Genomic DNA, 11,834 nt, shown 5'->3' on the forward strand with positions numbered 1-11,834 from the left:
ATGTATCTGGAGCAGGTTTTTACACAGATCCTGAAAATGAGCATGACAGCGGGCTGGTGTATTCTGGCAGTACTGGTACTGCATCTGATTTTTCATAAGGCTCCGAAAAAATATCTGTATGCTCTGTGGCTGGTGGTGGCTTTCCGACTGCTCTGTCCGTTTTCCATTAGCACACCGGTGGGAATCTTCCAGGGTGAGCAGACAGCTGTGGGGCAGACGGTAAGTGAGCAGACGAGTGTTGAGCAGGCAGCAGTTCTGCGGTCAGACAATTCATCAAAAGTACAGCCGATGGAGAATTCACAACAAATTTCCATCGCAGGTGGGGAACAGCAGGAAACGCCTGCTCGGCCAATCATCCATGTGGCAGGAGAGAAAAGAGTACTTCGGCTGGCATCCCGCATCTGGGTCATCGGTATGGCAGCTCTGGCAGGTTACTACGTATTCAGCCTTTGGCGTATTCGCCGGAAACTGAAGAAGGCTGTGTTGGCAGAGGAACAGAATCACCATCCTGACTGGGGGAAGATTCCGATCTATGAGTGTGACAGTCTCCCGTCTCCATTTGCTATGGGGATGCTCCATCCGAAGATTTACCTTCCATATGGAATGAAACCAGAAAGCAGGGAGATGGTACTTCTTCATGAGCAGTATCATATCCGGCGGAAGGATCAGCTTGTAAAAGCCATGGCGTGTCTTCTGCTGGCTGTCTACTGGTTTCATCCACTGGTGTGGGCCGCATGGACGGTGATGTGCCGGGATATGGAGATGAGCTGTGATGAAAAAGTACTGGAACTCATTGGAAAAGCGCGCAAAAAAGAATACAGTATGGCCCTTTTGCAGTTTGCATCGGAGAAACCCATACAGTCTCTTTCCATGCCGCTGGGATTTGGAGAACCGAATGTAAAGAGCAGAATCCAGCATGTGCTGAAATATAAAAAGGCAGCAGTTGGAACCGGAGTGGCAGCCGTGATTCTGATTGTGGCAGTATTTCTCCTGCTGGGAAGTAACCGCAGCAATCCATCTGGAAATAATACAGGGACAAAGGATGGTCAGACAAAGAGCAGAAGCAGCACGGTAACAGTAGATACCGAAACACAGGCAGCAGAACTTCTCTACGAAGCACGAAATCCTTACGTGGGAGATGCTTCTGCCAATGGAAAACTTCTGGGAGCTATTGCAAAGGCAAGGCCTGATTCGGTATTTGCGAGTCTCTCTTATAAGACGGAGCTGCAGACATCGGAGGAACCCTATGAATTTCATTTCTTATTAGAAACAGATGAAGTGGATGAGACAGTACTTGATGAGGATCTGTCCGTCACTGCGGTACTGATGCTGGCACTGACAGACAATCTCGGAGAAGTGCAGTGGTACGGTACGGATGAGCAGATCATTTCCTACGTGGATATAGACCGGGCACAGAGTTTGCTTGGTATTGACAATCTGAAAGCTTACGCAGAATCACCGGAAAAAGTGCGGGAGCTTCTGAAACTTGTGGAACAGATGGATATGGAAAATACCACAGAAGAAGAGGCGCAGACGATAAATACAGCAGAACACCGCGCCGGTTTTCAGAATGCATTCCTTCACTGGTATTTTCCGGATAGCTACAAAGACAGTATGCAGAGTTGCTATACGGAAGCAGAGGCAGAAGCCCATGCACAGAAAGCTTTGGAGGAACTTTATGATCTGACAGGATATCTGGTAAAGGAGTGCTATTATTTCTCCCATGATGATGGAACCGTGGACTTTGCCATGTCATCGGAGGATCTGGAACATGGCCGTATCTTCTTAAGCCGGTGCTTCGCTGATGTGCCGGGAGCGGAAAATTCTATTCAGACCATGAATCTGGCATCAGACCTGATATGGTCACCCACTGTCAGTGCGGCTGAACTTGCCAGACAGGTGGAAATGCCGGGAGTGGTGTTAGATTTTCCAGATGACGAGAGTGCAGCCATTTGGTATGTAACCCATTCCGGACAATATAATGGACAGCCGGTGAAGAAGGTATATCAGAATTATTCGGCAGATCCTTCCATCTGGACGGTGGTAACTGCCAACGGTGAGACCTATGAAATCTCATTGGATGCAGACTGGAACAGTTTCTCCAATCTGGCAGGCCCGTATCCGGATGAAAATATTCAGCATTAAAGGAAAGACTGTTGTTTTCAAGGATGGATTTCTCTATAATGAAAATTAACGGAGGTGCGATATGGCGCTCGAAAATAAATTAGGTATTACTGATTCAGCGGAACTTGCCCGTGAGGAAGAGAAAATCAGTAAGAAAAAGGCACTGTGGTTATTTGAAAGCGGAACGCTTGACAGTCTGAAGGCGGGAACTTTTGCGGCATTACAGGAGATTCATAAGTGTCTGTTTGAAGAATTGTATGATTTTGCAGGAAAAATACGTACGGTAAATCTGGCGAAAGGCAATTTTCGATTTGCTCCGGTGATGTATCTGGAGACGGCGCTTGGCAATATTGAGAAAATGCCTCAGTCCACGTATGATGAAATCATCGAAAAATATGTGGAAATGAATGTGGCTCATCCATTTCGGGAAGGAAATGGACGCAGTACCCGTATTTGGCTGGATCATATTTTGAAAATGGAAATCGGTAAAGTAGTGGACTGGAGTAAGGTAGACAAAGAAGATTATCTTCTTGCCATGGAACGAAGTCCCATCAAAGATGTGGAGATCAAAGTGCTTCTGAAAGAGGCACTGACGGACGAGGTAGACAGTCGTGAGGTCTATATGAAAGGAATTGACCATAGTTACTATTACGAAGGATATACCACTTACAAAATTGAAGAATTATAAGAATAAGAAAGTGCCCATCTGTGAAAAGGAACGTCCGCAGTCCCGTTTCACAGATGGGTACTTTTGTGATTGTTTTATGTAAAATCACATTTTACAAACATTTCACGCAATTACGATAATGGATTTTACATTTCTCCTTTATGATCTTACCTGTACTTAAGGAACAGGTACAGAATAAAAACATCATTTCATTCGTATGAAGGAGAGAAAATCTATTATGAAAAAGACAATCGTAGCAATGATGATTATGGCAATGACAGCAGCTTCCGTAGCAGGATGTGGAAGCAGCTCCAATGATACCGCAGCAGCAGAGAGCACCACGGACGCAGCAGCTGATACCGCAGAGGACAGCACTGCAGACGCAGCAGATACCACTGCAGCAGACGATACTGCAGCAGCTGGTTCTATGAGCGGAGCAATCACCGTACTTTCCCGTGAGGATGGATCCGGTACCAGAGGCGCATTCATCGAGCTGTTCGGTATTGAGCAGAAAGATGCAGATGGTAATAAAGTAGATAACACCATCGACAGTGCAGAGATCACTAACAGTACTTCTGTTATGATGACAACGGTAGCAGGAAACAAAAACGCAATCGGATATGTATCTTTAGGATCACTTGATGAGAATCAGGTAAAAGCAGTTCTGATCGACGGAGCACAGGCAACTGCAGAGAATGTAAAAGATGGTACATACAAAGTATCCCGTCCGTTTAACATCGCAACCAAAGGCGAGCCGACGGGTCTTGCAAAAGACTTCATCGATTACATCTTAAGCGAAGAGGGCCAGGCAGTTGTAGAAGAGAACGGATATGTAAGCGAAGGCAACACCGGTGCATTTGAAGGAACAGGAGCCGAAGGCAAGATCACCGTTGGCGGTTCTTCTTCCGTTACTCCGGTTATGGAGAAACTGAAAGAGGCTTATGCAGCAGTAAACCCGAATGCAACCATCGAGGTACAGCAGAGTGATTCTACTACCGGTATGACTTCCACGATCGACGGAACCTATGACATCGGAATGGCTTCCAGAGAGCTGAAGGATGAAGAAGCAGCAGAATTGACTGGACAGGTAATCGCACTTGATGGTATCGCAGTCATTGTAAACAAAGAGAACACCATTGATGAGCTGACTTCTGAAGATGTGCTGAACATCTACACCGGAGCAACCACTGACTGGTCTGAGATTGCGCAGTAAGGCCATTCAGACTGACAAGAACGACAAGGAGGGTGAAAACATCAGGTTTCACCCTTTTGTTTTGAAATTGGAGAGAACGTCTATATGAAAGACATAAAAGAAATCATCATGCACATTGTTTTTCTGATTGCTGCATGTGTATCGATCCTGGCGGTTGCATTGATCTGTATTTTCCTGTTTGCAAATGGACTGCCTGCAATTGCGAAAATCGGGCCAACCGCATTTCTGACAGGAATGAAATGGAAACCCATGAATGAAATCTTCGGTATTTTTCCAATGATTGTGGGAAGTATTTACGTAACTGCAGGTGCAATTATCGTAGGTGTGCCGATTGGAATTCTGTGTGCAGTTTTTATGGCAAGATTTTGCCCTAAGAAACTTTATCCGGTTCTGAAGCCGGCCATTGAACTGATGGCAGGAATTCCGTCTATTGTCTATGGCTTCTTCGGACTGGTAGTGATTGTACCGATTATCCAGCATCTGACCGGAACCAGTGGAAAAGGAGTGCTGACAGCATCCATTTTGCTTGGAATCATGATTCTTCCGACGATTATCGGAGTATCTGAAAGTGCGATCCGGGCAGTGCCGGAAAGTTATTACGAAGGTGCTCTGGCATTGGGAGATACCCATGAGAGAAGTGTTTTCTGTGCAGTACTTCCAGCAGCAAAATCCGGAATTATGGCAGGTGTGATTCTGGGAGTCGGACGCGCCATAGGAGAAACGATGGCAGTTATCATGGTAGCAGGTAACCAGCCGGTGATTCCGGGAAGCCTTCTGGCAGGTGTCCGTACTATGACAGCGAACATTGTATTGGAGATGGGATATGCAGCAGGTCTTCACAGGGAAGCATTGATTGCGACCGGAGTAGTACTGTTTGTATTTATCCTTATCATTAATCTGCTGTTCTCACTGATCAAGAAGGGAGAAAGCAAGTAACAATGGATAAAAAGAAAAAAGAAGTAAATTATACAAAAGTTCAGAAACTGAAAGCGAGTGTTTTAAGAACGATCGTCTGGTTATCCGCAGGAATTACCACAGCAATTCTTCTTGCCCTGATCGGATATATTCTGATCAAAGGTATCCCATGCCTGAAGCCAAGCTTGTTTGCATGGGAATACAATACGGATAACGTATCTATGATGCCGGCCATCATTAATACGATTGTTATGACATTGGTAACGCTGCTTTTTGCCGTGCCGGTTGGCGTATTCTCTGCTATTTATCTGGTGGAATATGCCAAAAGAGGAAATAAACTGGTAAAAGTTGTCCGTATGACTACAGAAACACTGTCAGGTATTCCCTCTATCGTCTACGGTCTGTTCGGCTATCTGATGTTTGGTGTGGCATTCCATTGGGGCTATTCCATGTTAAGTGGTGCCCTGACCCTGGCGATTATGGTGCTGCCGTCCATTATGAGAACGACAGAGGAAGCACTGAAGTCTGTACCGGATTCTTACAGGGAAGGAAGCTTCGGTCTGGGTGCAGGTAAGTTAAGAACCGTGTTTGTAGTTATTCTGCCGAGTGCGATTCCGGGAATTCTGGCCGGAGTTATCCTTGCGATCGGACGTATCACTGGTGAGACTGCGGCGCTGATCTATACGGCAGGAACAGTACCTGGTATCCCGACGACAAAATTAAGTGGAATTCCGATTTTTGACATGATGGCGTCAGGACGTACCTTGGCAATTCATATGTATGCCCTGCTAAATGAAGGACTTTATACGGAGCAGGCTTATGCAACAGCGGTTGTCCTTTTGGTTATGGTACTGTTAATCAATGCCCTTTCTGCATTTGTAGCGAAGAAGTTTACGAGGAGCTAAAAGAATTATGGGAAAATTCAACATATCAAAGCTGGATCTCTACTATGATGATTTCCATGCATTAAAAAATATTAATCTTGATATTCCAGAGAAAGAGATCACTGCTTTTATCGGACCATCCGGATGCGGAAAATCTACATTGTTAAAATCTCTGAACCGGATGAATGATCTGGTAGAAGGATGTAAAATTACCGGTGAGGTAACACTGGATGGTGTGGACATTTATAAAAATATGGATGTAACACTCCTTAGAAAAAGAGTCGGTATGGTATTCCAGAAACCCAATCCGTTTCCGATGAGCATTTACGATAACATCGCCTATGGACCAAGAACCCATGGAATCCGCAATAAAGCCCATCTGGATGACATCGTGGAAAAATCCCTTCGTGATGCAGCTATCTGGGATGAGGTGAAGGACCGTCTGAAGAAGAGTGCACTTGGCATGTCCGGTGGACAGCAGCAGCGTCTCTGTATTGCCCGTGCCCTGGCAGTACAGCCGGAAGTGCTTCTGATGGATGAGCCGACATCTGCCCTGGACCCGATTTCTACATCTAAAGTAGAAGATCTGGCACTGGAACTGAAAAAAGATTATACCATTATTATGGTTACCCACAACATGCAGCAGGCAGCCCGTATCTCTGACAACACGGCATTCTTCCTGTTGGGAGAAGTCGTAGAATTTGATAATACGGAAAAACTGTTCGCTATGCCAAAGGATAAGAGAACAGAGGATTATATTACAGGAAGGTTTGGTTGATGTTATGAGAGACAAATTTCAGCAGCAGCTGCAGCAGTTAAATGAAGACCTGATCGAGATGGGAGCACTTTGTAAAGAAGCAGTGGCAGATGCCATGACAGCACTTCTTCATTCTGATAAACAGGCCAGACAGAAAGCATTTTTAACAGAGTATGAAATTGATAATAAAGAGCGGGAAATTGAAAATCTTTGCATGAAACTTCTCCTGCAGCAGCAGCCAGTAGCAAGAGACCTGAGAAATATCTCCGCAGCACTGAAGATGATTTCGGATATGGAACGGATTGGAGATCAGGCTTCCGACATTGCAGATATTACAAAGTTTTTGGAAAACAGTGAACTGACCCAGCATGTACATATTCAGCAGATGGCGGAATCTGCCATGAGCATGCTCACAGAAAGTATTGATGCATTCGTCAGAAAAGATCTTCTGTTGGCCAGAAAAGTGATGAAAGAAGACAATACGGTGGATGATCTGTTTAATCAGATTAAGACAGAAGTAATTCAGGAAATTGCCCAGAATCCGGATGAAGGTGAGCTGTGCGTTGATATGATGATGGTTGCAAAATATTTTGAACGTATTGCTGATCATGTGGTAAATATTGCAGAATGGGTAGAATATTCCGTGACAGGAGAACATAAAGAACATGATTGATGACAGAGCCTGTTATCAAAACAGGGAATTATCGTGGCTGAAATTTAACGAGAGAGTACTGGAAGAGGCAGAAGACGGCAGAAATCCGTTATGTGAGCGACTGAGTTTTCTCTCTATCTTTCAAAGCAATCTGGATGAATTTTTTATGGTCCGGATTGGCTCTCTTCACGATATGATGCTTCTGAAGAAAGAAGAACGGGAAAATAAAACCAATATGACGGCCAAGGAACAGATTGCAGCTCTGCTGAAGAGAATTCAGGAACTGACTGCCAGAAAAGATCAGATTTACCGTGAACTGATGGGACAGATCAGTGAACAGGGAGTAGAATTGATCTGCTTTTCGGAATTGACAGAAGATGAATCAAAATATCTGGAACGGTATTTTGTAAGTGAGATTCAGCCACTTCTGTCAACAATCATTGTAGGAAAAAAGCAGCCATTTCCATTTTTGAAAAATAAAGATATCTATGCAGTGGCAGTTCTGGAAACCCGGAGTGAGAAAGAGAGAATCGCCATTATTCCCTGCAACAGCGGAGTGTTTGAACGTCTGATTGCAATTCCATCAAGACCAGGTTCTTTTATGCTGGCGGAGGAACTGATTTTGCATTTTCTGCCTAAAGTATTCCGGAAATATAAGATTGTAGCAAAATCATTGATCCGTATTACAAGAAATGCAGATATTGATGCAGACAGTATTTATGATGAAGACTTGAATTACCGGGATCATATGGCAGAAGTAGTGAAGCTTCGCAAAAAACTTTGTCCGGTCCGCATGGAAATGACCCGTGAGCTGGATGAGACCATTCTGAGGCGTTTTTGCGAAGTATTGGGTCTGAAAGAACAGCAGGTATTCCGGATGGAATCTCCTATGGATCTTTCCTTCCTGTTCCGGATTCAGGATGAACTCCGCACAAAGCCGGAGTTATTTTACCAGAAACGGATTCCGCAGAACAGTCCTATGATCGACCGTGCACAGCCGATGATTCCGCAGATTCTGGAAAAAGATATTCTGCTTTCTTATCCATATGAGAGTATTAAACCATTCTTAAACATGCTTCATGAAGCTGCCTGGGATCCGAAAGTAGTGTCCATTAAGATGACACTTTACCGTCTGGCAAAAGACAGTAAAGTGGTAGAAGCACTGGTGGAGGCTGCGGAGAATGGCAAGCAGGTGGATGTACTGGTAGAACTGAAGGCCCGTTTTGATGAGGAAAATAATATCGAATGGTCCAGACGGCTGGAAGATGCAGGCTGTCATGTGATCTATGGCTTGGATGGATTAAAAGTTCATTCCAAACTCTGCCTCATTACCAGACGAGAAGAAGGAAAGATCGAATACATTACCCAGATCGGTACCGGAAATTATAATGAGAAAACGGCGCGGCTTTATACGGATCTTTCACTGATGACTGCCGATCCTGAAATCGGACAGGATGCGATGATGGTATTTCAGGCATTGGCCATGGGCGAGACGGTGGATCATGTGAATACGCTTATGGTAGCACCGAAATGTCTGCAGAATAAAGTTCTGGAGCTGATGGATCGGGAGATTGCAGAGGCAATAGAAGGCCGGGATGCGTATATCGGTATTAAGATCAATTCCCTGACCGATAAGAAGATCATTGATAAATTGATCGAAGCGTCAAAAGCAGGCGTCCGCATTGAGATGGTGATTCGTGGGATTAACTGTATTCAGAGTGGTATTGCAGGAAAAACCGATCACATCCGAGTAATCAGTATTGTAGGCCGTTATCTGGAGCATTCGAGAATCTATTTCTTCGGAACCGGTGAGCGGGAACAGGTATCTATTGCATCTGCAGATTTTATGACCAGAAATACCCTTCGCCGGGTAGAAGTGGCAGTCCCGATCAAAAATGAGGCATTACGTGACCGGTTGAGAGCGATGTTCCGCATTATGCTGGAAGACAATGTAAAAGCCAGAGTACAGCTGGCAGACGGCAGTTACCGGCATGTATCCAGACCTGATGGAGAAGAGCCGCTGAATTCACAGGAATATTTCTTTGAAAAAGCCTATGAGGCAGCTGGAAATCTTGGTGCAATAAGGAAGGAATGCAGAAAGGAAAGCAGAAGTTCTGTCGTCTCATCAGCGGCACCATTTTGTAATTCATGAAACACATCATGGCGGGCATGAGCAATCAGTTTCAGCTGAACATTGTTCATGCCTGCTTTTTTCATAATCTTTGCAACCGTTTTTACACCTTCACCAAAACTACCGACAGGATCAGCTGCTCCGGAAAGCAGTAACACCGGAAACTCTTTCGGAAGGGATGCATAGGCTTCTGGCTGTGCAGTACGCTGCATGGCATCCAGCAGCTGCCAAAACAGACCAGAGGAAATATTGGCCCGTCGGAGTGGATCGGACATGTAAGCTTCCAGCTCCTGTTCATCAGAGCAGAGCCAGTCGAAATCCGTCCCGGCCGGTTTGAAGTTCCACCAGTTTTTTGATGCCGGACAGTATCAGGGACGGCTGGGTACCTGTGCCCATAATAACAGCGGCCGATGGAATGGTATATCCGCTGCTCAGATAATCTCTTACCAGGAAAGATCCCAGGGAAAATCCCATAAGTACCAGAGGAACACCTGCGAAGCGTGATGTCAGCTGTTCCGAAAATGACTGCATATCGGCAAGGGTCTGTGTCCATCCTGCTTCACCAAAAGATGCACAGTCCGGGCGTCCCGGGTTTCGTCCATGTCCCGGCAGATCAAATCCCGCGGTAACAATCCCCTGTTCGGTAAGCTTTTCTGCCAGTTTCTCATAGCGTCCCATATGTTCTGTCATTCCGTGGGTAATCTGGAAAAGTAACTTTGGTGTCTTTTCCGGAAGCCAGATGACAGCCGACAGGGAATTTCCTGCCGTACCGGTAAATGTAAAAAGTTCTTTTTTCATAGTAAACCACTTCTTTCAAGGAAATATTATATACGAAAGAGTGAGAAAGGTCAAAGAGGAATGAAGAATCACAGTTCATTTTGGTTGTTATTGTTTTCTGATTTATGAGGGCTGGGCATAGAGACATTGTTCTGGTTTCTCTACCCATAAACACTTGCACGGAGTAGTATTTTCGGCTGTTTTTCAGTATTTCCGCGATCAATTTTATGGCTGTTGGGCGGATAGCCACAGAATGGCTCCATACATCCAACAATTCTTTTTACTATGGGTGTTAGGGCCATGGAGATGAACTATATGTCCATTGTTCCTATTTTGAAGATAAAAATCAGGAGATTTCTCAGGCGAGTGAAGTGCTTTCGGGCATAGTAAAGAGAAATGTCTCTATATGTCCAACGGCTGTTTTAGTTGTCAATATAGTTGTATTTTACAAATTCATATATTATAATTTGAACATATAGTATATGAGGATATTTTATGAGAAATGATAAAACAAGACGGCTGGCACTGATGGGACTTTTGACATCCCTTGGTCTGATTGCCGGATATATTGAATTTTTGATTCCCATTCCGCTTGGGATACCTGGTGTAAAACCGGGACTTGCCAATATCGTGATCGTATGGGCACTGTACACATTGACTCCAGTGGAAGCACTCTGCGTGAACATGATGCGGATTTTCCTTTCTGGATTTCTCTTTGGAAACTTGTCCATGATTCTTTATAGTCTTTCAGGTGCTGTGGTCAGTTTCCTTGCTATGCTGCTGGCAAAAAAAAGCGGTGCATTCAGTATTTATGGTGTGAGTATGATAGGTGGTGTTATGCATAACGTGGGTCAGCTTTTTATGGCCATGCTGGTGCTGGAATCCGTGAATCTCATCTATTATGGTCCCGTGCTGCTGGCAGCAGGCGTGATTACCGGATTGCTGATCGGTGTGGTATCGGCGGAAGTGAAAAAACGGGTGCCGATAAGCCATGTGTGATAAAATAAGATTGTGTATAAGATTATCCAGTGTGTCGTAAAACCCCTTGCTTTAGCTATGGGGATATAAGACACTTCCATCGAATTTACGCAAGTAACCCCCGATGGAACAAAATATCCTCGTATTAGATTTAAAAATGGCATATAATACATATATGAATATTACATATAAATCCAATAGCAATGTAGTCTATTCTTGTAAATACCATGTTGTTTGGTGTCCTAAGTATAGACGCAAAATTTTAACAAATGGAATAGATACCAGATTAAAGGAACTTCTCCTTGCATATGCTGCAAATATTTCTGTAGACATCATGGAAATGGAAATCATGCCGGACCATGTACACATACTCATGGAAGTAGACCCTCAGTTTGGCATTCACAAAGCAGTTAAATCATTAAAAGGATATACTTTCAAAGTTGATGCTGTATCATAAAAGTAAGGGGCGGCAGCACTTTAGGCTGTCGCTCCTTGGCTGCCTAACTGCAAAACCGGGCGGGGCTGTCAACGGCGGCTCTGCAAGAGCCGTTCATCTTGCCGTTGACTGGCTCGACTGGGTTTGCTATTCTTTAAGCGTTGTCTGTAAGTCGTTTGTAAAAATATCATCTCCGGCACACAATCATTTTCTACCAAAGTAGCGGCATAAAAAATTTCATTGTCCTGCCTTTCAAAAATAAGAAGTTTCCATTTTTTTGACTGCAAATTCCGAGGCTGT

The 11,834-nt window shown here is 44.5% G+C and carries 12 protein-coding genes and 1 pseudogene; 10 read left to right on the forward strand and 3 right to left on the reverse strand.

The window, feature by feature from the left end; translation table 11 throughout:
• The 8 genes from ACZMB2_RS08580 (at position 1) to ppk1 (ending at position 9,364) form a co-directional block, all read left to right on the forward strand.
• Positions 1-2,145, forward strand: coding sequence for a M56 family metallopeptidase (locus tag ACZMB2_RS08580; RefSeq protein WP_487596413.1), 2,145 nt, complete (start codon positions 1-3; stop codon positions 2,143-2,145).
• Between the two features lie 61 nt (positions 2,146-2,206).
• On the forward strand, positions 2,207-2,812 hold the full coding sequence (gene fic, locus ACZMB2_RS08585) for a protein adenylyltransferase Fic (RefSeq protein ID WP_118769690.1): 606 nt from the start codon (positions 2,207-2,209) through the stop codon (positions 2,810-2,812).
• 217 nt (positions 2,813-3,029) lie between these two features.
• Positions 3,030-4,004, forward strand: a complete 975-nt coding sequence (locus tag ACZMB2_RS08590; protein ID WP_487596414.1) for a substrate-binding domain-containing protein — start codon at positions 3,030-3,032, stop codon at positions 4,002-4,004.
• A gap of 84 nt (positions 4,005-4,088) precedes the next feature.
• Complete coding sequence (gene pstC, locus ACZMB2_RS08595; protein ID WP_118769692.1) at positions 4,089-4,940, forward strand: phosphate ABC transporter permease subunit PstC; 852 nt, start codon at positions 4,089-4,091, stop codon at positions 4,938-4,940.
• 2 nt (positions 4,941-4,942) lie between these two features.
• Entirely contained in the window at positions 4,943-5,824 is an 882-nt protein-coding gene (gene pstA / locus ACZMB2_RS08600; RefSeq protein ID WP_118769693.1) for a phosphate ABC transporter permease PstA, read from the forward strand.
• Between the two features lie 7 nt (positions 5,825-5,831).
• A complete protein-coding gene (gene pstB / locus ACZMB2_RS08605; RefSeq protein WP_308460088.1) occupies positions 5,832-6,581 on the forward strand; it encodes a phosphate ABC transporter ATP-binding protein PstB in 750 nt (249 codons plus the stop codon).
• A 4-nt stretch (positions 6,582-6,585) separates the two neighbouring features.
• Positions 6,586-7,233 (forward strand): phosphate signaling complex protein PhoU, encoded by a 648-nt coding sequence (gene phoU / locus ACZMB2_RS08610; RefSeq protein WP_487596415.1) that lies wholly within the window; start codon positions 6,586-6,588, stop codon positions 7,231-7,233.
• Positions 7,226-9,364 carry a polyphosphate kinase 1 gene (ppk1, locus tag ACZMB2_RS08615; RefSeq protein ID WP_487596416.1) on the forward strand — a complete coding sequence of 713 codons (2,139 nt, stop codon included), beginning with the start codon at positions 7,226-7,228 and terminating at the stop codon, positions 9,362-9,364. Before phoU ends, ppk1 begins: the two co-directional genes overlap by 8 nt.
• Here the strand turns inward: ppk1 and ACZMB2_RS08620 are convergent.
• Positions 9,265-9,618 (reverse strand): serine aminopeptidase domain-containing protein, encoded by a 354-nt coding sequence (locus tag ACZMB2_RS08620; RefSeq protein ID WP_487596417.1) that lies wholly within the window; start codon positions 9,616-9,618, stop codon positions 9,265-9,267. The genes ppk1 and ACZMB2_RS08620 overlap by 100 nt on opposite strands.
• A gap of 22 nt (positions 9,619-9,640) precedes the next feature.
• Positions 9,641-10,141, reverse strand: coding sequence for an alpha/beta hydrolase (locus ACZMB2_RS08625; protein ID WP_487596418.1), 501 nt, complete (start codon positions 10,139-10,141; stop codon positions 9,641-9,643).
• Positions 10,142-10,615: 474 nt separating this feature from the next.
• On the opposite strand from ACZMB2_RS08625, the gene ACZMB2_RS08630 reads away from it, so the two are divergent.
• Positions 10,616-11,119: a Gx transporter family protein gene (locus ACZMB2_RS08630; protein WP_487596419.1), complete on the forward strand. Its 504-nt coding sequence runs from the start codon at positions 10,616-10,618 to the stop codon at positions 11,117-11,119.
• Positions 11,120-11,273: 154 nt separating this feature from the next.
• Positions 11,274-11,540, forward strand: a pseudogene (gene tnpA, locus ACZMB2_RS08635) (IS200/IS605 family transposase); the annotation flags it as partial.
• Between the two features lie 83 nt (positions 11,541-11,623).
• Here tnpA and ACZMB2_RS08640 read toward each other — a convergent pair.
• On the reverse strand, positions 11,624-11,834 hold a 211-nt coding region (locus ACZMB2_RS08640), incomplete at its 5' end, for a hypothetical protein (protein WP_487596420.1).

Source organism: Hominiventricola sp., assembly GCF_057604405.1.

Excerpts from the sequence above, each read along its gene's own strand:
- pstC (WP_118769692.1), top strand. The coding sequence starts at position 4,089 with ATGAAAGACATAAAAGAAATCATCATGCACATTGTTTTTCTGATTGCT.
- pstA (WP_118769693.1), top strand. The coding sequence starts at position 4,943 with ATGGATAAAAAGAAAAAAGAAGTAAATTATACAAAAGTTCAGAAACTG.
- ACZMB2_RS08580 (WP_487596413.1), top strand. The coding sequence starts at position 1 with ATGTATCTGGAGCAGGTTTTTACACAGATCCTGAAAATGAGCATGACA.
- fic (WP_118769690.1), top strand. The coding sequence starts at position 2,207 with ATGGCGCTCGAAAATAAATTAGGTATTACTGATTCAGCGGAACTTGCC.
- ppk1 (WP_487596416.1), top strand. The coding sequence starts at position 7,226 with ATGATTGATGACAGAGCCTGTTATCAAAACAGGGAATTATCGTGGCTG.
- pstB (WP_308460088.1), top strand. The coding sequence starts at position 5,832 with ATGGGAAAATTCAACATATCAAAGCTGGATCTCTACTATGATGATTTC.
- phoU (WP_487596415.1), top strand. The coding sequence starts at position 6,586 with ATGAGAGACAAATTTCAGCAGCAGCTGCAGCAGTTAAATGAAGACCTG.
- ACZMB2_RS08620 (WP_487596417.1), bottom strand. The coding sequence starts at position 9,618 with ATGTCCGATCCACTCCGACGGGCCAATATTTCCTCTGGTCTGTTTTGG.
- ACZMB2_RS08630 (WP_487596419.1), top strand. The coding sequence starts at position 10,616 with ATGAGAAATGATAAAACAAGACGGCTGGCACTGATGGGACTTTTGACA.
- ACZMB2_RS08590 (WP_487596414.1), top strand. The coding sequence starts at position 3,030 with ATGAAAAAGACAATCGTAGCAATGATGATTATGGCAATGACAGCAGCT.
- ACZMB2_RS08625 (WP_487596418.1), bottom strand. The coding sequence starts at position 10,141 with ATGAAAAAAGAACTTTTTACATTTACCGGTACGGCAGGAAATTCCCTG.